The organism is Microbacterium sp. RU1D (genome assembly GCF_900156435.1).
GTDB lineage: Bacteria > Actinomycetota > Actinomycetes > Actinomycetales > Microbacteriaceae > Microbacterium.
The window spans coordinates 385539-410524 of the sequence record NZ_FTPQ01000001.1; the positions used below are offsets into that span (position 1 = coordinate 385539).

At 69.9% G+C, this 24986-nt stretch carries 21 protein-coding genes; 4 read left to right on the plus strand and 17 right to left on the minus strand.

What is annotated here, in order from left to right; genetic code table 11:
• Positions 1-12: 12 nt before the first annotated feature.
• From B0B15_RS01770 to B0B15_RS01780, 3 genes are read right to left on the minus strand one after another with little or no spacing between them, the layout of a single operon-like run.
• Complete coding sequence (locus B0B15_RS01770; protein ID WP_076673010.1) at positions 13-873, minus strand: metal ABC transporter permease; 861 nt, start codon at positions 871-873, stop codon at positions 13-15.
• Positions 870-1685, minus strand: coding sequence for a metal ABC transporter ATP-binding protein (locus B0B15_RS01775; RefSeq protein ID WP_076673011.1), 816 nt, complete (start codon positions 1683-1685; stop codon positions 870-872). Before B0B15_RS01775 ends, B0B15_RS01770 begins: the two co-directional genes overlap by 4 nt.
• Positions 1682-2689, minus strand: coding sequence for a metal ABC transporter solute-binding protein, Zn/Mn family (locus B0B15_RS01780; protein ID WP_076673012.1), 1008 nt, complete (start codon positions 2687-2689; stop codon positions 1682-1684). The genes B0B15_RS01775 and B0B15_RS01780 overlap by 4 nt, the downstream gene beginning before the upstream one ends.
• Positions 2690-2845: 156 nt before the next feature.
• On the opposite strand from B0B15_RS01780, the gene B0B15_RS01785 reads away from it, so the two are divergent.
• Positions 2846-4360, plus strand: coding sequence for a CoA-acylating methylmalonate-semialdehyde dehydrogenase (locus B0B15_RS01785; RefSeq protein ID WP_076673013.1), 1515 nt, complete (start codon positions 2846-2848; stop codon positions 4358-4360).
• A gap of 340 nt (positions 4361-4700) precedes the next feature.
• On the opposite strand, the gene B0B15_RS01790 is transcribed toward B0B15_RS01785, so the two are convergent.
• Positions 4701-6209, minus strand: a complete 1509-nt coding sequence (locus B0B15_RS01790; protein ID WP_076673014.1) for a PucR family transcriptional regulator — start codon at positions 6207-6209, stop codon at positions 4701-4703.
• Positions 6210-6293: 84 nt separating this feature from the next.
• Here B0B15_RS01790 and B0B15_RS01795 point away from each other — a divergent pair, with 84 nt between their 5' ends.
• Positions 6294-7619 (plus strand): aspartate aminotransferase family protein, encoded by a 1326-nt coding sequence (locus B0B15_RS01795; protein ID WP_076673015.1) that lies wholly within the window; start codon positions 6294-6296, stop codon positions 7617-7619.
• A 32-nt stretch (positions 7620-7651) separates the two neighbouring features.
• Here the strand turns inward: B0B15_RS01795 and B0B15_RS01800 are convergent, their stop codons facing one another.
• From B0B15_RS01800 to B0B15_RS01845, 11 genes are all read right to left on the minus strand, one after another.
• Complete coding sequence (locus tag B0B15_RS01800) at positions 7652-9055, minus strand: GmrSD restriction endonuclease domain-containing protein (RefSeq protein ID WP_076673016.1); 1404 nt, start codon at positions 9053-9055, stop codon at positions 7652-7654.
• A gap of 302 nt (positions 9056-9357) precedes the next feature.
• Positions 9358-9777: a DoxX family protein gene (locus B0B15_RS01805; RefSeq protein ID WP_076673017.1), complete on the minus strand. Its 420-nt coding sequence runs from the start codon at positions 9775-9777 to the stop codon at positions 9358-9360.
• Between the two features lie 237 nt (positions 9778-10014).
• On the minus strand, positions 10015-10674 hold the full coding sequence (locus B0B15_RS01810; protein ID WP_076673018.1) for a methionine ABC transporter permease: 660 nt from the start codon (positions 10672-10674) through the stop codon (positions 10015-10017).
• Entirely contained in the window at positions 10671-11696 is a 1026-nt protein-coding gene (locus B0B15_RS01815; protein WP_076673019.1) for a methionine ABC transporter ATP-binding protein, read from the minus strand. Before B0B15_RS01815 ends, B0B15_RS01810 begins: the two co-directional genes overlap by 4 nt.
• A complete protein-coding gene (locus B0B15_RS01820; protein ID WP_076673020.1) occupies positions 11693-12595 on the minus strand; it encodes a MetQ/NlpA family ABC transporter substrate-binding protein in 903 nt (300 codons plus the stop codon). The genes B0B15_RS01815 and B0B15_RS01820 overlap by 4 nt, the downstream gene beginning before the upstream one ends.
• A 178-nt stretch (positions 12596-12773) precedes the next feature.
• A complete protein-coding gene (locus B0B15_RS01825) occupies positions 12774-15149 on the minus strand; it encodes a GH39 family glycosyl hydrolase (RefSeq protein WP_076673021.1) in 2376 nt (791 codons plus the stop codon).
• A 91-nt stretch (positions 15150-15240) separates the two neighbouring features.
• Positions 15241-17493, minus strand: a complete 2253-nt coding sequence (locus tag B0B15_RS01830) for an alpha-L-rhamnosidase (protein WP_076673022.1) — start codon at positions 17491-17493, stop codon at positions 15241-15243.
• A gap of 2 nt (positions 17494-17495) precedes the next feature.
• On the minus strand, positions 17496-18335 hold the full coding sequence (locus tag B0B15_RS01835; protein WP_076673023.1) for a carbohydrate ABC transporter permease: 840 nt from the start codon (positions 18333-18335) through the stop codon (positions 17496-17498).
• Entirely contained in the window at positions 18332-18463 is a 132-nt protein-coding gene (locus B0B15_RS16905) for a hypothetical protein (protein ID WP_371113228.1), read from the minus strand. Before B0B15_RS16905 ends, B0B15_RS01835 begins: the two co-directional genes overlap by 4 nt.
• Positions 18460-19272 (minus strand): carbohydrate ABC transporter permease, encoded by an 813-nt coding sequence (locus tag B0B15_RS01840; RefSeq protein ID WP_371113229.1) that lies wholly within the window; start codon positions 19270-19272, stop codon positions 18460-18462. Before B0B15_RS01840 ends, B0B15_RS16905 begins: the two co-directional genes overlap by 4 nt.
• Before the next feature lie 111 nt (positions 19273-19383).
• A complete protein-coding gene (locus B0B15_RS01845) occupies positions 19384-20706 on the minus strand; it encodes an ABC transporter substrate-binding protein (RefSeq protein WP_083708805.1) in 1323 nt (440 codons plus the stop codon).
• Between the two features lie 174 nt (positions 20707-20880).
• Between B0B15_RS01845 and B0B15_RS01850 the strand changes: the two genes are divergently transcribed.
• Both B0B15_RS01850 and B0B15_RS01855 read left to right on the plus strand, forming a co-directional pair.
• Positions 20881-21936 carry a LacI family DNA-binding transcriptional regulator gene (locus B0B15_RS01850; protein WP_076673024.1) on the plus strand — a complete coding sequence of 352 codons (1056 nt, stop codon included), beginning with the start codon at positions 20881-20883 and terminating at the stop codon, positions 21934-21936.
• Between the two features lie 49 nt (positions 21937-21985).
• On the plus strand, positions 21986-23428 hold the full coding sequence (locus B0B15_RS01855) for an MFS transporter (protein WP_076673025.1): 1443 nt from the start codon (positions 21986-21988) through the stop codon (positions 23426-23428).
• Here B0B15_RS01855 and B0B15_RS16385 read toward each other — a convergent pair.
• Positions 23425-23601 carry a hypothetical protein gene (locus tag B0B15_RS16385; protein WP_176776540.1) on the minus strand — a complete coding sequence of 59 codons (177 nt, stop codon included), beginning with the start codon at positions 23599-23601 and terminating at the stop codon, positions 23425-23427. The two genes, B0B15_RS01855 and B0B15_RS16385, sit on opposite strands and share 4 nt — an antisense overlap.
• Positions 23602-23654: 53 nt before the next feature.
• On the minus strand, positions 23655-24983 hold the full coding sequence (locus tag B0B15_RS01860) for a dihydrolipoamide acetyltransferase family protein (RefSeq protein ID WP_076673026.1): 1329 nt from the start codon (positions 24981-24983) through the stop codon (positions 23655-23657).
• Positions 24984-24986 lie beyond the last annotated feature (3 nt).

Here is a 24986-nt window from a genome sequence, read left to right on the forward strand (position 1 = left end):
TCGTGCGCGCGTTCAGAGCGCCCGCGTGGTGCGGTCGCGGCGCGCGCCGATCACGCGGCAGACGAGGTAGATCGCGAACGAGATGGTGGTGATGTACGGGCTCACCGGCAGGGTGCCCGCGACGGCCAGCAGCACACCGCCGACCGCCGAGACGAACCCGAACAGCGCCGCCAGCAGCGGCACCGACAGGGGCCCGGATGCCACCCGCATGGCCGCCGCGGCGGGGGTGACCAGCAGCGCCATCACGAGCAGGGCGCCGATGATGTGCACCGCGACGGCGACGATGAGCCCGAGCAGCAGCATGAATCCCAGCGACACCGCCGTCGTGGGCACGCCGCGCGCGGCGGCGGACTGCGGGTCGAGCGAGTCAAAGCGCAGCGGGCGCCAGATGAGCAGCAGCGCCACGAGCACGGCCACACCGATCACGACGAGCCACCCGAGCTGTCCGCTCTGCACCGACACGATCTGGCCCGTCAGCAGGCTGAACCGCGTCGCGCTGCGTCCGTTGTAGAGCGACAGGCACAGGATGCCGACACCCAGGCCGAACGGCATGAGCACGCCGATGATCGAGTTGCGGTCGCGCGCGCGGGCGCCGAGCAGCCCGATGAGGGCGGCGGCGATGAGCGAGCCGACGATCGAGCCCGAGACGACGTCGACGCCGATGAGCAGCGCGACAGCCGCCCCCGCGAACGACAGCTCGCTGATGCCGTGCACGGCGAACGCCATGTCGCGCTGCATCACGAAGACGCCGATGAGTCCGCCCACGAGGCCCAGGATGGCGCCGGCGTAAACGGAGTTCTGCACGAGCTCGAGGATCGCGCCGTACTGGCTCACCCCGCCGAACAGGGCGTCGCCGACGTCGGACCAGTTCATGCGTCGTCCTCGTCGTGGTGATGGTGGTGGGCCTCGTCGGCATCCGGGGCTCCGACGACGATGAGCTGCCCGCCCGCCCGCACGACGTAGACCGGCGCCCCGTAGAGCGCCGAGAGGGTCTCGGTGGTGAGCACCTCGTCGGGGGTGCCGAGCGTGAAGCGGCCGTGGGCGATGTACAGGATGCGATCCACCCGCGACAGGACCGGGTTGATGTCGTGGGTGACCAGCAGGACCGCGGCGTCGCGCTCGCGACGGTGGCGGTCGATCAATCGCACGACGGCCTGCTGATTGGCGAGGTCGAGGCTCGTCAGCGGCTCGTCGCACAGCAGCAGGGCGGGGTCGTCGGCGAGGGCCTGGCCGACGCGCAGCCGCTGCTGCTCGCCGCCCGAGAGCAGCCCGACCGGGCGGTCGGCGAAGTCCGTCGCACCGACGGCCTCGAGCAGCTCGTCGATGCGGGCGCGGTCCTTCTTCCGCGACAGCGGCAGGCCGAGCCGGTGCCCGTCGACGCCGAGACCGACGATGTCGCGCCCGCGCAGCGGCGTCTCGCGAGGGAGGGGACGCTGTTGGGGGATGTAGCCGATACGGCGATTGCCGGCCCGACGCACCGGCGCACCGAGCGCCTCGATCGAGCCGGCGCTCAGGCGCTCGAGGCCGAGGATCGCGCGCAACAGGGTGGTCTTCCCGGAACCGCTGGGTCCGAGGACGGCGACGAGCTCGCCGGGCTCGACCTCGAGGTCGAGCCCGGCCCAGAGTTCGCGACCGCCGCGTTCGAGGGCGGCACCGCGGATGCGCAGGGGCGCGGCCGCGCTCACGCCGCCAGCGCGTCGGACAGCGCCGAGATGTTGCTCTGCATCCACGAGATGTAAGTCTGACCCTCGGGGAGCGTTTCCGTGAATTCGATCACGGGGATGTTCGCGGCCTTCGCCGCGTCCTCGACCTGCGTGGTCTCGGCGCCGCCGGTCTGCGGGTTGACGATCATCAGGCGGATCTCACCCGAGTCGATGAGCTGCAGCGACTCCAGCAGGGTCGCCGGCGGCACGTCCTGGCCTTCCTCGACCGACTCGCTGAACTCGTTCGGGGTCGCGTTGTCGAGACCGGCCGCCTCGATGAGGTACACGGGCACCGGCTCGGTCACGAACACCTTCGCCCCGGCATCCGTCGCCTCGATCTGGCCGAGGGAGTCCTCGAGGCCGGCAATCTGCTGCGTGAACGCGTCGGCGTTGGACGTGAAGTCGGCCGCGTGGTCGGGGGCGAGCTCGCCGAGCTGCTCCGCGATCGCCGCGCTGAGGTCTTCGATGGTGTGCGGGTCGTACCAGACGTGCTCGTTGAAGCCCTCGATGTGATCGTGCCCGTCGCCCTCGTCGTGCGCGTGGTCGTGGTCGTCGGCGCTCTCGGCGGGTTCGGGGGTCCCGCTGTCGTCGTGCCCCTCGGCGCCGGGGTAGTCATGGTTGTACTCCACCGCGGTGAGCACGGGGGCGGTGGTGCCGCTGGCCTCGATGAGCGACTCCATGAAGGAGTCGTAGCCCGCGCCGTTCTCGATCACGAGGCCGGCGTTCTTCAGCGTGAGCTGATCCTGCGCGCTCGCCTCGTACTCGTGCGGGTCCTGCGAGGGCGAGGTGATGATCGACTGCACATCGACGAAGTCGCCGCCGACCGCCTCCGCGATCGAGCCGTAGACGTCGGTGGATGCCACGACGGTGACCTTTCCGGCGGCGTCGGCGGTGGAGCCGCTCGAGGCCGTGGTGCCGGCGCATCCGGCGAGGGCGAGGACGGAGGCCGCCCCGAGGACGACGGGGGCGAGAAGGCGACGGGTCATGGGGACAACCGTATCGCTGCTGATAATCGTTCTCAAAATCAGCACGACGTTCATCGCGAGCTCCCAGACTGGCCTCTGCCGTTCTGTCCTCTCTCACGGCGACCCTGCGCCGTATTGGCAGCCACGTCGCGCGGACGACGGCCGTTTACTGGGGGCATGACCGACCACGACCTCCCCGTCATCGCGCACTGGATCGACGGCGCCGAGAGCGCCCCCACGGGCGGACGCACCGCCCCCGTGTACAACCCCGCCACCGGTGCGGTGCAGGCGCACGTCGCCCTGGCCGACGAGGCCGACATCCGGGCGGCGATCGCCTCGGCCACCCGCGGCTTCGCCGAGTGGAGCGGTTACTCGATCGCCAAGCGCCAGAGCGTGCTCTTCGCCTTCCGCGAGCTGCTGAACGCGCGCAAGAGCGAGCTGGCCGAGATCCTCACCGCCGAGCACGGCAAGGTGCTCTCCGACGCGATGGGCGAGATCGCCCGCGGCCAGGAAGTCGTCGAGCTCGCGACCGGCTTCCCGCACCTGATCAAGGGCGCGTACAGCGAGAACGCCTCGAGCGGTGTCGACGTCTACTCGCTCAAGCAGCCACTCGGCGTCGTCGGCATCATCAGCCCCTTCAATTTTCCGGCGATGGTGCCGATGTGGTTCTTCCCCATCGCCCTCGCCGCGGGCAACGCCGTCGTGCTGAAGCCGAGCGAGAAGGACCCGTCCGCCTCGCTCTGGCTCGCACGCCTGTGGAAAGAGGCGGGTCTCCCCGCCGGCGCCTTCACGGTGCTGCAGGGCGACAAGGTCGCCGTCGACGGACTGCTCGAAGCCCCCGAGGTGCAGTCGATCTCGTTCGTCGGCTCCACCCCGATCGCGCAGTACATCTACGAGACGGCGTCGAAGAACGGCAAGCGCGTACAGGCCCTCGGCGGGGCGAAGAACCACATGCTGGTGCTCCCCGACGCCGACCTCGACCTCGTCGCCGACTCCGCGGTCAACGCCGGCTTCGGCGCGGCGGGCGAGCGCTGCATGGCGGTCTCGGTGGTGCTCGCCGTCGACCCCGTCGCCGACGAGCTGATCTCGAAGGTGACCGAGCGCATCGCGAAACTGCGCATCGGCAACGGCGCGGATGCCGATGAGCCCGACATGGGGCCCCTCATCTCGGGCGCGCACCGCGACAAGGTGTCCTCGTACGTCGACATCGCCGAGGCCGACGGTGCGACGGTCGTCGTCGACGGTCGTGGCTTCTCGGTCGACGGGCATGAGGAGGGCTTCTTCTTCGGCCCCACGCTGCTCGACGAGGTGCCGACCACCTCGCGCGCCTACACCGAGGAGATCTTCGGCCCGGTGCTCTCGGTCGTGCGCGTGAAGACGTACGAGGAGGGCCTCGCGCTCATCAACAGCGGGGAGTTCGGCAACGGCACCGCGATCTTCACCAACGACGGCGGAGCCGCCCGCCGCTTCCAGCACGAGGTGCAGGTCGGCATGATCGGCATCAACGTGCCCATCCCCGTCCCCGTCGCGTACCACTCGTTCGGCGGCTGGAAGAAGAGCCTGTTCGGGGATGCCAAGGCCTACGGCGTGCACGGCTTCGACTTCTTCACCCGCGAGAAGGCCGTCACCAGCCGCTGGCTCGACCCGGCCACCCACGGCGGCATCAATCTCGGCTTCCCCCAGAACAGCTGAGGCGCCCGCTCCGGATGCCGCGGCCCCGCCCCCTCGACGGCGCGGGGTCGCGGCATCCGTCGTTCTCGCGCGTGAGGGGCTGAGAAGTGTCGCCGGGAACGCGCCCAAGCGACAAGAAACACCCCTCACGCGCGAGCGGGACCCGGCCCTCGCGTGAGGGGTCACGAAGTGCCGCCCGAAGCGCGCCGGGGCGACAGAAAACGACCCCTCACGCGCGGATTCCGAGGGCGCAGAGCGATCGGTCCGGATGCCGTGGCTGGTCCGTGAGGAGTCGAGAACTGTCGCCGAGAGCGCGACGGGGCGACGGACAGCGACCCCTCACGCGCGCGAGGGCGTCCGCTCAGCCCTCGGCGAGCTCCAGCGCCGCCCAGAGCTCGGCTCGCGCGGCGAAGCTCGACAGGTCGAGCTCGAGCACCTGCTCGAGGTGGGCCACGCGCGCCCTCAGGGTGTGGCGGTGGATGCCGAGACTCCGCGCCGCGGGATCCCAGGCGCCGTTGGCGTCGAGCCAGACCCGCGCCGACGCGAGCAGGCGCTCCCGCTCGGGAGCCGGAACCACCTCGAGCGGCTGCAGGAGGGAGCGCGCCAGCACCTCGCCGCCGCGTTCGCGCAGCGCCCCCACCAGACCGCGTCCCGCGAGCTCGTCGTAGGCGCGGAGGGTGCCGGTTTCGGCGTTGCGAGCCGCGTGCGCGGCGCGGCGCAGGTTCGCGGCGAGGTCGTCGCCCGCGTCGTGACGCGCGGTTCCGGCGCGGAGGCCGCGCCGCTCGACGAGCGCCGCGAGCGCCGACGTCGCCCCGTCGGCCGCGAGCACGATGACGTCGTCGCCGCGCTCGGCCGAGAACAGGCGCGCGGGATCGCTCGAGACGAGGTCGAGCTCGTCGAGCAGCCCCGGCAGCGCTCCGGCCCCGCGCACCACACCGACCAGGTAGGGCTCGACGGGCAGCCCGCCGAGCGCGAACCCGGCCACCCGCCGCGCCGTGTCGCCGTGCCCGTCGACGAGCAGGTCGATGACGCCCGCGCGCACCCCGCGCAGCGCGGACTGCAGTCCGCGCTGCTGCTCGAGCGCGATGCTCGCCAGCGCCACCACCGAGGCGACGAGATCCCGCCCCGCAGGGTCGAGCGGCTCGGGCCCGCCCACCGCGAGCACGCCGCGCAGCCGCCCGCTCTGCCCGATCGTCTGCACCAGCGCGTGGCCGGCCGACGGCACGACGAGACTCGCCGCGGTGCGCCGCTCGAGCAGGCGCCGCACGTCGCGGCCGACCTCCGCCTCGACGTCGGGGGGCGCCGCGCGCAGACCCGGCGACGACAGGCGCCCGCCGACGGCGTCGTACAGCTCGACCCACGCGTCGAGCAGACGCGAGAGCGTGGCGAGGATCTCGCGCAGCCCGTCGTCGCGCACCGCGGCGCGCGCCACTGCGCGTTGCGCGTCGAGCAGCCACGACAGGCGCGCGGCGCCTTCGGCCGCGATGATGTCGGCGACGAAGCGGATGATCCGGATGAACGGCGCACGGTCCGCGATCTCCACGACCGGCAGGTCGGCGGCCTCCCCCGCACGCACCACGGCCTCGGGCACGCGATGGTGGATGATGTCGGTCGCGAAGCCGAGACCCGCGACCCCGAGCGCGCGCAGACGTCGGCAGTAGGCCAGGGCGTCTGCGGCATCCGGATGGGCGGAGAACTGGGCCCCGTTGGTCAGCAACAGGTTCCCCGCCTCGAGGTAGGGAGTGGGATCGAGCAGGTCGGAGCTGTGCACCCACGACAGTGGGCGATCGAGGGCCTCGTCGTCGTGCCGGGTCAAGACGCGCAGGGGGAACGACTGGTCGTCGAGAAGGGTGCGGAGGGTCGCGGGCATGGCGGGCCAAACTGTCGATCGTTCTGCGAGATTACCGACAGATCGGCGCTCCCCGACACGGTGCGGCGCGCCCACACTGGTGGCATGACGACTGCCGACACGACCACCCGCAACGCCGAGATCAGCGAGCGCGACCGCCGCAGCGTCTTCCACTCGTGGTCGGCGCAGCGCACGCTCGCTCCGCTCCCCCTCGCCGGGGGTTCGGGTGTGGAGGTCTGGGATGCCGACGGCCGACGTTACCTCGACTTCTCGAGCATGCTCGTCAACGTCAACATCGGGCACCAGCACCCGCGCGTCGTCGCGGCCATCCAGGAGCAGGCCGCGCAGCTGACCACGGTCGCCCCCGCCCACGCGAACGAGACCCGCGCGCACGCCGCCGAGCTCGTGCTGAAGCGCGCGCCCGAGGGGTTCTCGAAGGTCTTCTTCACCAACGGCGGCGCCGACGCGAACGAGAACGCGATCCGCATGGCGCGCCTGGCCACGGGCCGCGACAAGATCGTGTCGCACTACCGCTCGTACCACGGCAACACGGGAGCGGCCATCGTCGCCACCGGCGACTGGCGACGGATGCCGAACGAGTACTCCCGCGGACACGTCCACGTCTTCGGCCCCTACCTCTACCGCACCGAGTTCTGGGCCGAGACGCCCGAGCAGGAGACCGAGCGCGCGCTACGCCACCTCGAGCGCACCGTCCAGGCGGAGGGCCCCGACACGATCGCCGCATTCCTGTTCGAGACGATCCCCGGCACCGCCGGCGTCCTGGTGCCCCCGCCCGGCTACCTCGCCGGCGTGCGCGCGATCGCCGACCGCTACGGCATCCTGCTGATCCTCGATGAGGTCATGGCCGGGTTCGCGCGGGCGGGCGAGTGGTTCGCCTTCGACGCGTTCGACGTGCGCCCCGACCTGATCACCTTCGCGAAGGGCGTCAACTCGGGCTACGTGCCCGTGGGTGGCGTGGTGATCTCGGATGCCGTGGCCCACGTGTTCGACGACCGGGTCTTCCCGGGCGGCCTGACGTATTCCGGGCACCCGCTCGCCGCGGCGTCCATCATCGCCGCGCAGGAGGCGATGGCCGAGGAGGGCGTGATCGAGAACGCGCGTCGCGTCGGCGCCGACGTCATCGGACCGCGTCTGCGGCAGGTGGCCGCGGAGTCGCCGCTGATCGGCGAGGTGCGCGGGCGCGGCGTGTTCTGGGCGGTCGAGCTGGTCGCCGACCAGGCCACGCGCGAGCCCCTCGCGACCGCTCGGATCGGGGCCATCAAGGCCGCGATGCTCGAGCGCGGCGTGCTCGGTTTCTTCGCCGACAACCGGGTGCACGTCGTGCCGCCCGCCGTGATCGGCGACGCCGACGCCCACCGGGGGCTCGACGTGCTCGCCGAGGTGCTGCACGCGGAGTCGGGCCGGAGCTGACGCCGGCGCCCGCGGCGACCAGCCCCGCGGGATCACTCGCAGGCGATACCGTCTCCGTCACGGTCGAGTTTGCGACTGTAGCCGGGCTGACCGGCGTAGATCGGCGCCGCTCCCGCAGCACGCACCTCGGTGCAGTTCGCGTAGTACACGTCGGGAGCCGGGGCGGGTGCCTCCACGACCGGGGCCGGGGCGGGTTCCGCGGGCGCCGGAGCCGGCTCGACGACCACCGGTTCGGGCGCGACGACCGGCTCGGGCTCGACGACGGGAGCGGGGGCGGGGGCGGGCGCCGCGAAGCTCGAGGTCGGCAGGCTCTGGTCGGGGCACGCCTCGAGCACCCGCTTCATCGCATCGCGCTCCGCTTCAGTCACCCACAGTCCGTACGTGGCCTTGACCGCGATCTGCGTGGCGACGTAGGTGCAGCGGAAGGACTTCTGCGCGGGGAGCCACGTGGCGGCATCCCCGTCGCCCTTCTGCGCGTTGGCTGATCCGTCGACGGCGAGCAGGTTCAGGGGATCGTTGGCGAAGCTGGCGCGCTGGTCTGTGGTGAGCTGCTGCGCCCCCTTCTGCCAGGCGTCCGAGAGCGACACGACGTGGTCGATCTGCACGAGCTCGGAGGTCCCCTGACCGCGGACGAAGGCGATGCTCGCACCCGTGTACGGGTCGGTGAGCGTTCCCGCGGTCACGCGGCAGGTGCCCGCGCGCACGGCATCCGTCAGATCCCGACCGAGCATGTCGTTGCGGGTGTCGCATCCGTTGCGGTCGACATCGAGCCAGCGCTGGCCGAACTCGTCGCGGTCGTAGCCCGTCTTGGGTGCGCGGCCCTTCACGGCCAGGGTGTCGAGCGCCGCGAGCGCGATCTTGTCGGTGGTGACCGAGGCGTCGGCGACGGTACCCGCCTGCCCCGCGAACGCGGCGAGGGCGGCCTGGTCGTCGGCGAAGGGGGTGGCGGATGCCGTGGGCGTGGCTGTGGGCGACGGCGTCGCCGACGCGGTGGCGACGGGCGCCGGCTGGGCGACCGGGGTCGTCTTCGCGGGCGAGGTGACCGTGGTGATGCTTCCTGCGATCGCGAAAGCGACGACGGCGACGACCGTCCAGATCGCCGCGCTCGAGCGCGAACGGAACCGCAGCCAGGTCGGAGCGTTGCGCGCGAGCGCGACGATTCCGGTGATGAGCACCACGAGGGCGACCATCGCGACGAAGGGGGCGAGCAGCCAGAGGGCGACGAGCAGCACGAGCCCCGCCACGATCCAGCCCCAGGTCGGCACGCGCGAGAGCCGGCTGCGTGCCTCACGGCGGGTCGCCGGCGGCGGCGGGGTGGTCACGGTGGGAGCGGGCGGCAACGGCGCGACGTCGTTCGTCCACTGCCGGCCGTCCCACCAGCGCAGGCGACCGGGAATCTCGGTGTCGGGGTACCACCCCGGCGTCACATTCGTCACGCGGCCACCGCCGTGTTCATTGGCAGCGCTGCATTCCGGAATCGCATGGATTCCCCTTCCCCCCGGCCGACAACCTCGCGAGTCTATTCAGGGGAATGTAGGCAACCCGACCGTGTCGAAAGGAAATGGGACGGATTGCGAACGCGCGATGCGCCAACGGGAAATGTGGAGACGGAATCGAGACCGAGCCTGCATCCGGTCACCCCATCGCAACGAACGTCCGATCGCTCCGGTGTCCGCCCGTCGGACGACCGCCGGTGGAGCGCCGATTGGGCGCCGATCGAGCGCCGGCGGAGGCCGTGTCAGCCTCGGACCGATGCGCGTCGCCGGGTTCGCCAGGCCTTCCACGCCCCCGTCGACCAGAGCGCCCAGAGCACCAGCAGGGGCTGGAAGAGCAGACGGACGCCGCGCGCGAGGTCGGTGTCGAGGCCGAAGGCGTCGGTGCCCCGGACGAACTGCTCGATGTTGCCCGGGAAGATCGCGACGAAGAAGGCCGCGACGATCCAGCCGACGGCGACGCGGTAGCGGCGGAGGGCGAGGAGGGCGAGTCCGAGCGCGATCTCGACGACCCCGGATGCCACGACTGTGACGTCGACCGGAATCGGGAGCCACGACGGCACCTGGGCGACGAAGGCGTCGCGAGCGAAGGTGAGGTGCGCGGTGCCGGTGAACACGAGCGCGGCACCGAGCAGCCAGCGGGCGAGGGTGCGGGGAAGGCTCATCCCCCGAGGGTAGGCGGGGATGGCCGAGTTCGGCCGCTCGCGCCCGCTCCCGGGTCGGGTGAGCGCCGTCCCCTACGCCCGAGTGTCCAAAACACCCGGACGCTCTCAGAATTCATTCGGGAGTTTTGGACACTCATCAGGAGACGGGTGCGGCACGGGAGCCGCGCCGCGAAGGACCGAGCTTGGAGCGGGGGATGCCGCAGCCGTGCGCGAAGACGGCGCGGCGCCCGCGACGCGTCAGCGCCGCAGGATGCGCTGGGCGAGGGCGTTGCCCAGCAGCTGACCGGCCTGCACGATCACGACGATGATCGCGACCGTCACCCACGTGGCCTGCTGGTTGAACTGCTGATAGCCGTAGATGATCGCGAAGTTGCCCAGGCCGCCGCCGCCGATGTACCCGGCCATCGCCGACATGTCGACGACCGCGATGAACATGAACGTGTAGCCCAGGATGAGGGGGGCGAGCGCCTCGGGGATCACGACGCCGAACAGGACGCCGATGCGCCGCGCACCCACCGCGCGCGCAGCCTCCACGGTTCCGGGGTCGACCGCGACGAGGTTCTGCTCGACGACGCGGGCGATCACGACCGTGGCCATGATCGTGATCGGCACGATCGCGGCATCCGTCCCCAGGGTCGTCCCCGTCACCGCGCGCGTGACCGGAGCGACGGCGGTGAGGAAGATGATGAACGGGATCGGGCGGATGACGTTGATCACGAGGTTGGCGACGAAGAAGACGACGCGGTTCTCGAAGAGGTTGCCGGGGCGGGTGGCGTACAGCAGGGCGCCGATGACGAGCCCCGCGACGCCCGCGATGAGCAGCGACACCGCGACCATGTAGACGGTCTCGCCGATCGACTGCAGCAGCACCGGGGTGAGGGTGTCCCACTTGTTCACGCGGACACCTCCGTCACGGGGAGGACGACGTCGGTGTGCGCGCGCAGCTCGGCGACGATCGGGGCGAGGTCCTCGGCGTGCACGCGGTAGGTGAGGGTGCCGAGCTGTCTGCCGAGCACGTCGGTCACGCCGCCGTAGACGACGGAGTGCCGCGCCCCGTGGCGGTGGAACACGGCCGAGACGTCTTCGCTCGAGAACTCGTTGACCTCGACGCTGACGAGGTCGCCCCCGCCCGCGGCGAGCGCCTCGAGCGCCTCGCCCGCCGGCACGCCCTGCGTCACCGCGGCCACGAACCGCTTGGTGAGGTCGGCCCGCGGGTGCGCGAAGACCCGGTAGGTGTCGCCGCTGTCGACGACGCGTCCGCCGTCCATCACGATCACCTGGTCGCACAGCTCGTGCACGATCGAGATCTGGTGCGTGATCACGACGATCGTGATGCCCAGGCGCCGGTTGATCTCGCGCAGCAGCCCGAGCACCTCGGCCGTAGTCTGCGGGTCGAGGGCGCTGGTGGCCTCGTCGGCGAGCAGGATCTGCGGGTTCGTCGCGATCGCGCGCGCGATGCCGACCCGTTGCTTCTGACCCCCCGACAGGCGCCGCGGGTACTGCTTCGCCTTGTCGCCGATGCCGACGAAGTCGAGCAGCTCGGCGACGCGCTCGGCGCGGTCCGCCTTGCTCCAGCCCGCCACCTTGAGCGGGTAGGCGACGTTGGCCGCGACCGTGCGCGAGGTGAAGAGGTTGAACTGCTGGAAGATCATGCCCACGCGGCGCCGCAGGTCGCGCAGCTTCGCCTCGGTGGCATCCCCGACGTTCACGCCCAGCACCTCGACGGTGCCGGAGGTCGGCTTCTCGAGACCGTTCAGCAGACGCACGAGCGTCGATTTGCCCGCGCCGGAGTAACCGATGACCCCGACGATCGACCCCTCCTCCACGCTCACCGTGACGTCGTCGACGGCGTTCGTGGAGGAGCGACGATCGGTACGGAAGCTCTTCGTGACGCCCCGCAGCTCGATGACCGCGGTCATCCCTTCTGGGCCTTGAGGGCGTCTTCCAGGCTGGTGAGCTCGTCCTGCAGCTGCGCGCCTGTCCACTCGGTCTTGAACTGCAGGTTGCCCTGATTGAGCTCGGTGACAGCGGCCTCGACCTCGGGCGAGTGGTACGCCTCGACCAGCTTCTCCCAGCGCGGGTCGTCCTTCTTGTCGTCGCGCGTGACGAAGGCGTTGATGTACGGCGCGAGCTGCGGGTTGTCCAGGTCTTCCTTGAAGATGATGAGCTCGTCTCCGAGCCCGCCCTTCTGCGCCTGCGTGTTGTTGACGATGGCGGCCTGGGCGCTGCCGTCCTTCAGCGCGGTGACGGTCTGGTTCGTGTCGACCGGGAGCAGCTCGACCTTGGAGGTCACGATGTCGGCGGGGGTCGAGAGGGCCGTGCCGCCGTCCTTGAGCGTGAGGAGCCCCGCGGTCTGCAGGTTGAGCAGGCCGCGGGCGAGGTTGGTGGGGTTGTTCGGGATCGCGATCTTCGCGCCCTCGGGCAGGTCCTTCACGTCGGTGTACTGCTCGGAGTACAGCGCGAGCGGGTAGACCGCGGTGGCACCGACGGGCACGAGCGAGCCGTTGTTCTCGACGTTGAACTGCGACAGGTAGATGAGGTGCTGGAAGAGGTTCACGTCGAGTTCGCCGTCCTGCACACCCTGGTTGAGCTGCACGCCGTCGTTGATCGTGCGCACCTCGAGGTCGATGCCCTCGTCGGCGAGCTTCTGCTTCAGCACCGTCCAGTGCGCCTCGTTGCCGTCGTCGGCGCCCAGCACGATGCGGGAGGAGTCGTCGGAGGATGCCGCTCCCCCGGCGCACCCGGTGAGGGCGAGGAGGAGGGCTGCGGTGGAGGCGCCGAGGATCGTGGCCAGGCGCGGGGTGCGGTGCGAAGTCATGACACCACGTCAACATGCGCGCGCGCGAGGCTCAAACCGGACCGTTACGGCCGGTAACCGGTCGTCACACGGCGTCATCGATTCGACAGATCGCGGGCTCGATGGCATCCGGGAGTCGGCGTGGATGCGCGTCGGCCCCTCCGCCCTCTGTCGGGAGCGGAGGGGCCGACGCGACCGATCACGGGCCGGTGATGACCGCCCCGTCGACCCAGGCCTGCGCCGAACCGCTGTTCTTGTAGAAGTACAGCAGCGCCGACGTCGCCGAAGGGCCGGTGGTGAAAGTGACCGACGCCTGCTTCCAGCGGCTGGTCGTCACCGGGGTCGAGACTTCGGTGCCCCCGAAGTTCTTCGCCCCCACGTAGACGGGCTCACCGCCCGCCGACTTGGCGAAGCCGCTGAACGTGTAGGTCGTGTTCGGTGTCAGTCCCGACACGACCTGGTACACGCCCTTGCCCGCACCGGTGAAGGTCGCGGCGTAACGGCCGTCGTAGGCGTTGGTGGAGACGACGGATGCCGCACCCTCGACCGACCACGAGCTCAGGTCGCCGCTCTCGAACCCGGGGTTCAGGACGCCCGCGTTGGTGAGCTCCAGCTCCGCGAGCTGGAGACGGTAGACCTGCGACGCCCCCTCGGTCACCGGCTGCCCCTGCTTCGTCGCCGTGAGGCGGACGTACCGGTAGGACGCCTTCCCGGTCGAGAACACCTGGGGTCCCACCACCTTCTGCCCCGCCTTGTAGCCGGTCTTGCTCACCAGCGATGTCCACGTCGAGCCGTCGTTCGAGCCGGCCAGCGTGAAGTCGACCGGGAAGCTCGAGCCGTCGGCATCCTGATCGTCGCGCGGCCAGAGGGTCGCCGTGTCGAAGGACTTGGCGCCGCCGAGGTCGAGCTGCACCCACTGCGTCGCCTGCGCCGTCGACGTGGCATCCGAGGTGAAGCCCTGCGAGATCCCGCCGGTGTCGGACGCGTTGTACGTGTGACGCCGGCCGTCGACGAGCTTCGCTCCACCCCACCCGCCACCGGTGTAACTGCTCGAGCTCGTCACGGTGCTCGCCCGCGCCACGTTCGTCGACGAGGTCGGCGTGCTCAGCGCAACGGCACCCGCGGCCTGCGTCGACGGGCTCAGCACGAACAGCGACACCGACTTGGCGGGCATGGTCACCTGCGACGACCACGTGGATGCCGGCGCGGAGACGTTCACGCTGGACGGGCGCAGCAGTTCGTTGGGGCCCGTCGTGCGGTTGCGGGTTCCGGCGGACCAGTCGGCGTAGTAATTGCCCGACGTGGCGTTGACGTCGTACCGGGTGACCGAGAAGTTCGACGACGCGAACGGGAGCGCGCTCGCCGACAGCGAGACGGTGGAGGCGTCGCTGCCGTCGTTCCAGGCGAGGAACGCGGTCGTCTTGCTGCCGGTGTCGCCGGTGGCGATGGCGCCGACCGACCGGTCGGTGGGCGCTCCGGACGTGGTGGACGTCAGCACGGTGGACGGCATGAGGTCGACCATCTCGAACACGTTGCCGACGGCCTTGCGGTGCCCTTCCACGGTCAGTAGACCGAGGTCGGTGGAGAAGTCCGCGGTGGGGTTCCATCCCTCGACCGGGCTGAAGAAGAACACCCCGTTGAGGGTGGGCTGCAGCAACGCCGAGGTCAGGCGGCGGGCCGCGTAGGAGGCGAGCACGTTCGTGTCCGCGTCCCCGCCGGGGGTGGAGCCGAACGCGGCCGTGGTGTGCCACTCGGTGATGTACTGCTTCTTCGCCGGGATCTTGCGCGACGACAGCATCCCCGCCACGGTCGCCGACTCCGAGAAGTCGTTGCCGCCGTAGTCGTGCCAGCTGACGAAGTCGAAGGCCACCGACGGGTTGGCCGCGATGTAGTCCAGGAACGAGCCCATGATGGGCGCCTGGATGTTGTATACCGCCGGCCCGCCGATCTGAGCCGTCGGATCGGCGCTCTTCACGGCGCTCGCCGACGCGGCGTAGAGGTCGTTGAACGCCGAGGCCCCGGACTTCCAGAAGTCGAAGTCGGGCTCGTTCCAGACCTCCCAGTTGAGTCCGGTGTGCCCCAGATCGGCATAGTGCTTCACGGTGGTCGAGACCACCGTCGACCAGTCCGCGTAACTGGAGGGAGCGGTGAACTTGTCCTTCGCCAGCGCCCCGGGCATGTAGCTGAGGGTGAACCACGGGACCATGCCCTGATCGAACAGTGGCAGCACCACCGCGTCGAGCTTGGTGAAGTCGAACGTCAGCGCTCCCGACGCGTTGCGGGAGACGAGCCCGTAGAAGTCGTCGTCGAAGATGTGGTCGATGCGCACCGACCGCACCCCGGTCGAGTTGACCTGACCGAGCGTCTCGGGCAGCAGGTGGAGGTTCTTCGTGACGGCGTAGCCGCCCTGAGAACCGTTGAGCAGCCGGGCGTCGTCGAGCTGCTGGCCCGCATCGGTGCCGTACGTCGCGCTGAACGTGACGGAACTGGCCGCCACCGCGGGCGGCGCGGACGCCCCCGCCAGCACCAGGGCACCGATCAGGGCGCCGACGGCTGCGTTTCTTCTGATGGACACGTCTCTTCTCCTCTTCATCGAGAATCCGACGGCGGCATCGCCATCGGGGTGTGGCAGGCCGCCCGCCGTCACGGGCGACCTGCCACGGCGATCACACCGCGACGGTCGGTGCGAACTCCACGGAGAACCGGTGCACACCGGCTCCGACTTCTGCGTCGACCTCACCCAGCCGCACCTCGGCGACGACACCCTCGGGCACGGTCGCCTCGAGATGCACGAGGGGACCCTCGCGACGCCAGGCCACGGCGATCGGGCCGTGCACGCTGTCGTACGACGTCGATGCGTCATCGATCCCGTCGATCGGCTGCGGCGCGATGCGCACGCGGGAGTACCCGGGCTCCACCGGGGCGAGCCCCGCCAATTCGCGGTGCATCCAGTCGGCGACCGCACCCAGGGCGTAGTGGTTGAACGACGTCATCTCGCCGGGGTTGATCGTGCCGTCCGGCAGCATCGAGTCCCAGCGCTCCCAGATGGTGGTCGCCCCCATGGTCACCGGGTACAGCCACGACGGGCATTCGCGCTGCAGGAGCAGGCGCCCGGCCGTGACGAGGTGACCGGTGCCGCTCAGCGCGTCGAGGATGTAGGGGGTACCGGCGAACCCGGTCGAGATGCGATGGCCGGAGGCGTCGACGAGCTCCGCGAGACGGTCCCCCGCCCACGATCGCTCCTCGTCGTCGAGCAGACCGAAGACGATCGCGAGCGCGTACGACGTTTCGCAGTGGTTGCGAAGCCGCTGCGCATCGAGGTCGACGTAGGCGTCACGGAAAGCGCGTCGCGTCGCGTCGCGAAGGCGTTCGAGTTCGTCGCGCACATCCCAGCGGTCGAGGACATCGGCGACGCGCACGGCGAGGTCGGCCGACCGGTACAGGCACGCGCTGGCCACGAGCCCGCGGTCCGCCTTGGCCGCGGCGGGATCCTCCGGCGGGGCATCCGGGTCGAGCCAATCGCCGAACTGGAACCCACGGTCCCACAAGCCGCTCTGCGACACCAGCGACGAGACATGGCGGAGGTGCGCCAGCATCCCCTCGAAATTCTCCGAGAGCACGCGCGCGTCACCGGATGCCATCCACACGGCCCACGGGACCCAGACGATCGCGTCGCTCCACACCGCTGTCGAATCGACGGGGGTGATGTCCTCGGGCACGCCGACGTACTTGAGCACGTCGGGTACGACGTACGGCACCACTCCCCCCTGGTGCTCCTGTTCGACCACGACATCACGCAACCAGTCCCGCAGGAAATCGCCGACGTCGAAGAGGTAGGCGCTGGTCGGCGCGAAGACGGCGATGTCACCGGTCCATCCGAGACGTTCGTCGCGCTGCGGGCAGTCGGTGGGCAGGTCGACGAAGTTGCCGAGGGTGCTGTTCACGACGTTCTCGTGCAGGCGGTTCAGCAGTGGTTCCGAGCTCGAGAACGTGCCGGTGCGCCGCAGCCGCGAGCTGATCCGCACCGCTTCGAGTCCGCCCCGGCGCACGGCATCCACCCCTCCGGGCCACCCGTCGACCTCGACGTAGCGGAAGCCGTGGAAGGTGAACCGGGGTTCGAAGACGTCCGGGCCCCCGGAGAGGATGAACCGGTCGGTGGCGCGGGCCGAACGCAGCGGACGGATGCCGATCTCGTCCTCCTCGAGAACCTCGGCGTGCCGCAGCGTCACCACGCGACCGGGCTCGCCGCTGACCTCGGCGCGCACCCAGCCGACGAGGTTCTCACCGAAGTCGACGATGAGGCGGCCGGTGGGCGACAGCCAGGCGTCTCGCACCGGAAGCGTCTCGACCGGGGCGACGGGAGGCCCGACGTAGGGCTCGAACCGCGCGGAGGGAGCGTCGAGCACCTCGACCGCGGCCTCGACAGCGGGGGCCTGTCGACGACGGGCGTCGATGGTCTGCCCGTGGTAGAGGTCGTCCGTCACCGTGTCGGTCGGGCGAACCGTCCACGACGTGTCGGTCGCCCAGACCTGGGTGTGACCGTCGGCGAAGACGAGCTTTATCTCCGCGATCGCGGCGAGACGGTCGCCGTAGACACCGGTCGCCCCCATCCAGGTCAGGCTCCCGCGGTACCAGCCGTTGCCGAGCGTGAGCTCGAGCACCGAGTCGGCGGAGACGAGAGCGGTGACGTCGGTCTCGGCGACACGCACCCGCCATTCGTAGCTCGACCAGCCGGGGGTGAGCAGGTCGTCGGAGACCCGGGCGCCGTTGATGCTCGCCTCGACGACGCCGAGCGCCGAGTATCGCAGGGTGGCGTGGACGAGGGCGCCGTGGTCGGAGTCGAGGGTGAAGCGGCCGACGAGCGTGGGAGCGCCGTCCACGGGCGCGGCCGGGGAGATGAGTCGAGCGGTGGTGAACATGATCAGCCCTTGATCGCCCCGCTGGTCATGCCCGCCACGATCTGACGGTTGAAGAAGATGTACATGACGAGCGGGGGAATGGTGATGAGGAGGATGTCGGCGAAGAGCAGGTTGAGCTGCCCGGCGCTCGTCGAGCTCGACGCGTAGGCGTAGAGCGTCAGCTGCACCGTCGCGTTCGCGTCCCCGGGCAGGAAGTAGAGCGGGTTGGCGAAGTCGTTGAAGACCGCGACCGACTGCACCACGATGACCGTGACGATCACCGGCTTCAGCAGCGGCAGCACGACCTGGAAGAACAGGCGGATCGGCCCCGCGCCGTCGATGAGGGCGGCCTCGTCGAGCTCCCGGGGGATCGTCGACAGGAAGGCCCGGAACAGCAGGATGCAGAACGACAGACCGAAGGTCGCCTCGATGAGGATGAGCCCACCGAGGGTCTTGAACAGCCCGAGTCCCTGGAGCACCCAGATCGTCGGCACGACCGCCGGGGGGACGATGAGGCCCGCGAGGACGAAGAAGTTGATGACCGCGTTCCAGCGCGACTTCTTGCGCTGGAGCACGTAGCCGACCATCGCCGCGAGGACGACCATGATCACCACGCTCGCGACCGTGAGCACGATGCTGTTGAGGAAAGCACGGACCAGGATGCCGTTGCGATCGGCGAGGACCGCGGCGACGTTGTCCCACAGCTTCCACTCGGTGGGCCAGCTGAAGGCGAGCATCGACGCTTCGGGCGCGGTCTTGGCCGCGGTGACGAGGATGAAAGCGAACGGCACGAGGAAGACGACGACCGACACGACGATCGCGATCGTCCCGACGGTCCACCGCCGCACGGCGAGGCGGGTCATGACTCCACGCTCCTTTTGTTGATGAACATCGAGATGGGGATCATGACTGCCGTCACGACGAGGAAGAGCACCACGTTGCCGGCGGTCGACAGGCCGTAGAAGCCCGCCTGGTACTGCTTGTAGATCACCGACGCGATGACGTCGGAGCTGAAGCCCGGGCCCCCTTGGTCATGGCCCAGATCAGGTCGAAGGAGCGCAGACCGCCGATGAGCGAAAGGATGACGACCGTCCCCGTCGCCGGCCACGACAGCGGGAAGGTGATGTTGCGGAAGACCTTCCAGGCGCTGGCCCCGTCGACGCGTGCGGCCTCGAAGTACTCCTGCGGGATCGCCACGATGCCGGCGATGTAGATGAGTGTCGCGATACCGAGGCCCTTCCACACGTCGACGAGGGCCACGCTGATCAGGGCGAGGTTGGGGTCGGTGAGCCACCCCGGACCCTCGATGCCGAAGACGGACAGGGCGCCGTTGACGAGACCGTCGAACGGATCGAGCAGCACCTTGAAGGTCAGACCCACCCCGATCGTCGAGACGAGCACGGGGAAGAACGTGACGGCCCGCAGATATCCGCGCCCGATGATCTCCGAGGTCAGGAGCACCGCGAGGGCGAGGCCCAGGACCACCTTCAGGCCGCTCGTGACGACGGCGTAGACCAGGGTGTTCAGGAATGCCTGCGACAGCTGCGGGTCGGAGAAGAACTGGACGAAGTTGTCGAGTCCGATGAACTGGACGTCGAACAACGACCAGCGCGTGAGGCTGAAGTAGAACGACGCGAACGTCGGGACCGCGAAAAGCACGACGTAGAGCGCAGCCGCAGGGATGTAGAACCACGACGGGTACATGCTGCGCATCTTGCGACCCGCTCGCGTGGCGGGGGGCGCGCCTCGACGCCGGTTCCGCACCTGGGGCGGGACCACGTTGACGAACGTCTGGGCCATCGGTCACTCCTTCGTGGGGGAAAGTGCGGGGCCGGAGATTGGGGCTCCGGCCCCGCGATGTGCGGAGGGGTCGAGCGCCGACCGCACGGGGCGCTGGAATCAGCGCGGTTGTTACCAGCCGGCGAGACCGAGCTGCTGAGCCTGCTTCTTCACGTCGTCGTCGTACGCCGCCGCACCGTCCTGGGCGCTGGAGATACCGGACCCGACGCTGATGGCGATGTTCTCCAGGTTCGGTCCCTTGACGGGCGAGAGGAACTCGAGGGCGGGAGCGCTCTTGCCCTCGTCGACGTACTTCTGGATCTCCGCGACCATGGGCGCGGCATCCGCCGGAACCGAGCACGAGCTGATGGAGAACGGGCCTCCCGCGACGTAGTTGGCGTTCTGCACGTCGCAGCCCTCGGACGAGTTGACGAACGCGACGAACTTCTTCGCGGCGTCGAGCTTGGCGCCCTCCGTCGACGTGGGGATGAAGACCGCATTGGGCTCCCACACCGTCAGCGTGGTGTCAGCGGCCTTGTCCGCCGGCATTGCGAAGAAGCCGATGTTGCCGACCGCGTCGGGGTTCGACTGCTTGATGTTGCTGAGGACCGCGCTGGAGAGCATGGGGTACATCGCCGCCTTGCCGGTGGCGAGGGCAGCCGAGCCCTCGGCGGCCGTCGCGGTGGCGAAGTCCGTGTTGAACAAGCCCTTCTGGAAGGCGTCCTGAAGGTGGGTGAAGCCGGCGAGGGCGGGCTCCTCCGCGAACTTGGCCTTGTTGTTCGTGAAGTCGTCGGCCCAGTTCTCGTCCTGCGTGTGCACGTTGCCGAAGTCGGCCAGGAGGAACAGCTGCGACGTCCAGGTGTCGCCGTAGGTCTGCTCGATCGGCGTGATCCCGGCCGCCTTGATCTTCTCGGCGGCCGCGACCAGCGAGGACCAGTCGGTCGGCACGCTGAGGCCCAGGTCGGAGAAGACCTTCGTGTTGTACGCGATGCCACCGGCCATCGAGGTACCCAGGGGTGCACCGTAGGTTCCGTTCTCCGTGGACACGACGGTCTTGAAGTTGTCGGTGACCTCGGACGCCCAGGGCTGGTCGGCGAGGTTGACGAGCGTCTGGTCCGGGTTGATCGCCTGGAAGAGCGAGCCCGTGTTGTAGAAGAACACGTCGTCCATCTCGCCGGTCGACAACTGGGTCTTGACCAGGTTGTCGCCCTCCGTGCCGCCCGGGCGGGTGTTCAGGGTGACGGTGATGTCGGGGTTGGCCTTCTCGAACGCGGAGATGAGCGCGTTACCGGTGGCGATGGAGTCCTCGCCGTTGGTGGTCAGGAAGGTGATCTCGACCTTGCCGTCGGCGGAGTCTCCCCCCGTCGCGCCGGAGCAACCGGCGAGAGCCAGGGCGACGAGGCCGACGCCGACGACGATGGTCGTCGTCCGACGCGGGGTGATGATTGCGGACACTGCTTACCTCCTTGTAAGGGGCCGGGTGCGGGTACTCCGGCCGATGCGACGCCTCGGGACTCAGGTGCGCGATCGAGTGTAAACCGATCTACACGTGGCGACGAAGCGAGAATAAACCGACTGGCGCGATTTCGTCAACCGATCTACATTGGAGGTAACGACCGAAGGAGTTCGATGCTGGACAACGCATCACCCGCGGGCCCGCCGACCCGCGCCGCCACGATCGAAGACGTCGCGCAGCACGCCGGCGTGTCCAAGGCCGCGGTGTCGAAGGTCATCCGCGACGCGTACGGTGTGAGCGATCGGATGCGTGAACGGGTGACGGCGTCCATCGCCGCCCTCGACTACCGCCCGCGCGTGGCGGCACGGGCCATGCGCGGTTCGACGGCGACGATCGGCGTGCAGCTCCCCCAGGTCGACAACGAGTTCTTCACGCGCATCCTCACCGGCATCGTGCAGGAGCTCAACGCCTCGGCTTATCGGCTGATCATCGCTCCGATGGCGGACCCGGTCAGCGGGACGGCCGCACTCGAGAGCCTCTACGACCGACAGGTCGACGGCATCATCGCGGTCGCCCCCGCCGTTCCGCAGGCCTGGCTCGAGGGGCTCGGACGACGCGTCCCGCTCGTCCAGGTCGGCCAGCACGACCACCCGCAGCACTACGACGTCGTGGTCGGCGACGACGACGCCGGAGCACGCCTGGTGATGGAGCATCTCTTCGCGGCCGGCCACACCCGGATCGTCCACGTGACCAACGACGAGCGGATCCTCGTCGAACCCCGCACCGATCCCCACCCTCGGCGGCTTCACGTCTACGAGCGCATGATGCGAGACCGGGGCCTGGATCCCGACGTCATCCGCATCGATCCCTCCGATCACAACGCCCGTCACACCGTCGAAGATCTTCTGGAGCGGGAGGAACCGCCGACGGCGCTGTTCGCGGGCCACGACTCCCTGGCGTTGACGGCGCTCGAGGTGGCCGCCGAACGACGAGTGAGCGCTGCGGACTTCGCGGTCGTCGGCTACGACGACGTCCCCATCGCCAGCCACCCGCTCATCGGGCTCTCCACGGTCGACCAGCACGGCCAGGAGATGGGGGCCACCGCCGCACAGCTGCTGCTCGAACGCATCGGGGGGAGGCAGGACGCGCAGCGTCGCGTCTTCTCCCCCGCCCTGCGGGTGCGCGCGACCAGCGGACTCCCCGTGGCGCGCGACGTCGAGCGAGCCTGAGGCGCCGCGAGCGACCCGGCCCTTCTCGCCGACGGATAGCCTGAGAAGGATGTCACGGGATGAGAACGCGCGAAGAAGACTCTCCCGGAACAGTCCGCAGGGGCTCGTCGTCGTGGTGCTGGCCCTCGCCGGCCTGTGCTCGTCGTTCATGTTCACCCTCGTGGTGCCCATCCAGTCGCAGCTCCCGCAGCTGCTGAACGCCTCCCGTGACGACACGGCGTGGGTGGTGACCTCCACCCTGCTCGCCGCCGCGGTGATCACTCCCATCGCCGGCCGCCTCGGCGACATGTACGGCAAACGGCGCATCGTGCTCGTGCTGCTGGTCGTGATGATCCTCGGGTCGGTGGTCGCCGCCCTGTCGACCGGCATCGTCGGCATGATCGTCGGCCGCACCCTGCAGGGGGCGATCGTCGGCGTCGTGCCTCTGGGCATCTCGATCATGCGCGACGTTCTGCACGAGAACCGCGTCGACAGCGCCATCGCCCTGATGAGCGCCACACTCGGGGTCGGCGGAGCGCTGGGCCTGCCGATCAGCGCGCTGGTGGCCGAGAACACCGACTGGCACTGGCTGTTCTGGATCGCCGGAGCCCTCGGCGCGGTCGTCTTCGCGCTGATCCTCTGGATCGTCCCGGTCAGTGTGCTGCGCACCGCCGGACGCTTCGACTACCTCGGCGCGGTGGGCCTGGCGGTCGGCCTGATCGGCATCCTGCTCGCCGTGTCACGGGGCAACACGTGGGGCTGGACCTCTCCGCTCACGCTGTCGCTCGCGATCGGCGGAGTGGCCGTGCTGCTGCTGTGGGGCTGGTTCGAGCTGCGCGTCGAGAACCCGCTGCTCGACCTGCGAGTCGCCGCGCGTCGTCCCGTGCTGCTGACGAACCTGGCATCCATCGCCATGGGGTTCGCCCTGTTCACCTCGAACGTCGCGTACCCGCAGATGCTCGAACTACCGGTGGCGACGGGCGTCGGACTGGGCCTGTCGCTGCTGGCTGCGAGCCTCGTCGTCATGCCGTCGGGTCTGGTCATGATGGTGCTCTCGCCGATCTCGGGCACGCTCGCGCGCACGATCGGGCCCCGCGTGCTCTTGATCGCGGGGGCGATCTCACTCATCGTCGCCTACGGCTTCAGCCTGATCTTCTCGACCGAGGTGTGGCACTTCGTGGTGGCGAACATCCTGATCGGTTTCGGGATCGGTTTCGGCTACGCGGCCATGCCGATGCTCATCATGCGCGCCGTCCCGCCCAGCGAGACCGGTGCGTCGAACGGCCTCAACGCCCTCGCGCGCTCGCTGGGGACGAGCACCGCCGCCGCCATCGTCGGCGTCGTGCTCGCGACGCTGTCGACGGGAGACGGCGAGAGCCGCGTGCCGACCGCACAGGCGTTCCAGGTGTCGTTCCTGCTGGGCATCGGGGCGGCTGCGGTCGCTCTCGTGCTGGCACTGTTGATCCCGACGCGGCCGTCCGCCGCCGAGAAGCACCCCTCGCTTCCGGGCTAGTCCTCGACGGAGGGCCGCCGGCGGCGACGCAACCACGCCGACAGACGTGCGGTATGCCGATCGGTGAACTCGTTCGACAGAGCGAAGGCTTCGGCGCCGATGTCGGCACCGTCATCGATCGCGCGCAGCGCACGCAGCGCACGATCCTCCGGGCTTTCCGCGTCGCGCTCCATGTCTCCACGGTACGCGCCGACGGTGTCGTCGCGACCCGTCGGCGACGGAAGCGTCAGTCCAGCAGCAGCGCCGGCTCCTCGAGCACGGATGCCACGTCCGCGATGAAGCGTGAGATCCCGTCGCCGTCGACCACGCGGTGATCGAACGAGCCCGACACCGTGGTCACCCAGCGGGGGCGCACCTCGCCGTCGACGACCCACGGCTTCTGCCGGATCGCGCCCAGGGCGATGATGCCGGCCTCGCCGGGGTTGATGATCGGGGTGCCGGCATCCACTCCGAACACGCCGATGTTCGTGATCGTGAAGGTGCCGCCCGTCTGGTCGGCGGGGCTCGTCTTGCCCTCGCGCGCGGTGAGCGTGAGGTTCTCGAGCGCCTTGGCGAGCTCCCGGGTCTTCATCGCCTGCGCGTCCTTGATGTTCGGCACGAGCAGGCCCCGCGGGGTCGCGGCGGCGATGCCGAGGTTGACGTAGTGGCGCACGCGGATCTGCGCGCCGTCCTCGGTGTCGACCCAGGCGGCATTGATCATCGGGGTGCGGCGCAGCGCCCAGATCACCGCGCGCGCCATGATCAGCAGCGGGGAGATCTTCACGTCGGCGAAGTCGGGCGAGGCCTTGAGGCGCTTCACGAGCTCCATCGTGCGCGAGGCGTCGACGTCGACCCACACCGAGACGTGCGGGGCCGAGTAGGCGCTCGAGGTCATCGCGTTGGCAGTGGCCTTGCGCACGCCGCGGACGGGGATCGACTCCTCGCGCGCGTCGTCGACGGGGGCGGATGCCGACGGCGCGGGCGCGGCGGGGGCGGCGACCGGGATCGTCTCCTCGCGCACCTCGCCCCACGCGGGCGTCTCGATGTTGCGGAAGACGCTCGCCTGCTCGGCGTGCTTGACGACGTCGTCGCGGGTCACCTCGCCGGCGGTGCCGCTCGGCGTGACGGCTGAGAGGTCGACGCCGAGGTCGCGCGCGAGCTTGCGGATCGGGGGCTTCGCGACCACCCCGACCGACGCCTTCACGGGCCGCTCGGCGGGCTTGCGACGCCGCGACGACACGGCGCCGCCCGTGCCGTAGCCGACGAGCACTGCTCCGCCGGGGTCGCTGGGCTCGGGAACGGTGGTCGGCTGCGCGGGCGCGGGGGTGCCGGCATCCGCTGCTCCGATCGTGATGATCGGCGCACCGACCTCGACCGTGGAGCCCTCGGATGCCAGGAGCTCGCCGACCGTCCCGGAGTACGGCGAGGGCAGCTCGACGAGCGACTTGGCGGTCTCGATCTCGACGATCACGTCGTTGACGGCGACGGTGTCACCGGGCGCGACGCGCCACTGCACGATCTCGGCCTCGGTGAGGCCTTCCCCGACGTCGGGGAGGACGAAGGTCTGCTCGGTCACGGT

What these genes read in the sequence shown, in the direction of transcription:
- B0B15_RS01785 (WP_076673013.1), top strand. Translation starts at nt 2,846, where the DNA reads ATGACCGACCACGACCTCCCCGTCATCGCGCACTGGATCGACGGCGCC.
- B0B15_RS16385 (WP_176776540.1), bottom strand. Translation starts at nt 23,601, where the DNA reads ATGGAGCGCGACGCGGAAAGCCCGGAGGATCGTGCGCTGCGTGCGCTG.
- B0B15_RS01820 (WP_076673020.1), bottom strand. Translation starts at nt 12,595, where the DNA reads ATGACTTCGCACCGCACCCCGCGCCTGGCCACGATCCTCGGCGCCTCC.
- B0B15_RS01770 (WP_076673010.1), bottom strand. Translation starts at nt 873, where the DNA reads ATGAACTGGTCCGACGTCGGCGACGCCCTGTTCGGCGGGGTGAGCCAG.
- B0B15_RS01780 (WP_076673012.1), bottom strand. Translation starts at nt 2,689, where the DNA reads ATGACCCGTCGCCTTCTCGCCCCCGTCGTCCTCGGGGCGGCCTCCGTC.
- B0B15_RS01815 (WP_076673019.1), bottom strand. Translation starts at nt 11,696, where the DNA reads ATGACCGCGGTCATCGAGCTGCGGGGCGTCACGAAGAGCTTCCGTACC.
- B0B15_RS01835 (WP_076673023.1), bottom strand. Translation starts at nt 18,335, where the DNA reads ATGACCCGCCTCGCCGTGCGGCGGTGGACCGTCGGGACGATCGCGATC.
- B0B15_RS01840 (WP_371113229.1), bottom strand. Translation starts at nt 19,272, where the DNA reads ATGGCCCAGACGTTCGTCAACGTGGTCCCGCCCCAGGTGCGGAACCGG.
- B0B15_RS01805 (WP_076673017.1), bottom strand. Translation starts at nt 9,777, where the DNA reads ATGAGCCTTCCCCGCACCCTCGCCCGCTGGCTGCTCGGTGCCGCGCTC.
- B0B15_RS01855 (WP_076673025.1), top strand. Translation starts at nt 21,986, where the DNA reads ATGTCACGGGATGAGAACGCGCGAAGAAGACTCTCCCGGAACAGTCCG.
- B0B15_RS01795 (WP_076673015.1), top strand. Translation starts at nt 6,294, where the DNA reads ATGACGACTGCCGACACGACCACCCGCAACGCCGAGATCAGCGAGCGC.
- B0B15_RS01850 (WP_076673024.1), top strand. Translation starts at nt 20,881, where the DNA reads ATGCTGGACAACGCATCACCCGCGGGCCCGCCGACCCGCGCCGCCACG.
- B0B15_RS01830 (WP_076673022.1), bottom strand. Translation starts at nt 17,493, where the DNA reads ATGTTCACCACCGCTCGACTCATCTCCCCGGCCGCGCCCGTGGACGGC.
- B0B15_RS01790 (WP_076673014.1), bottom strand. Translation starts at nt 6,209, where the DNA reads ATGCCCGCGACCCTCCGCACCCTTCTCGACGACCAGTCGTTCCCCCTG.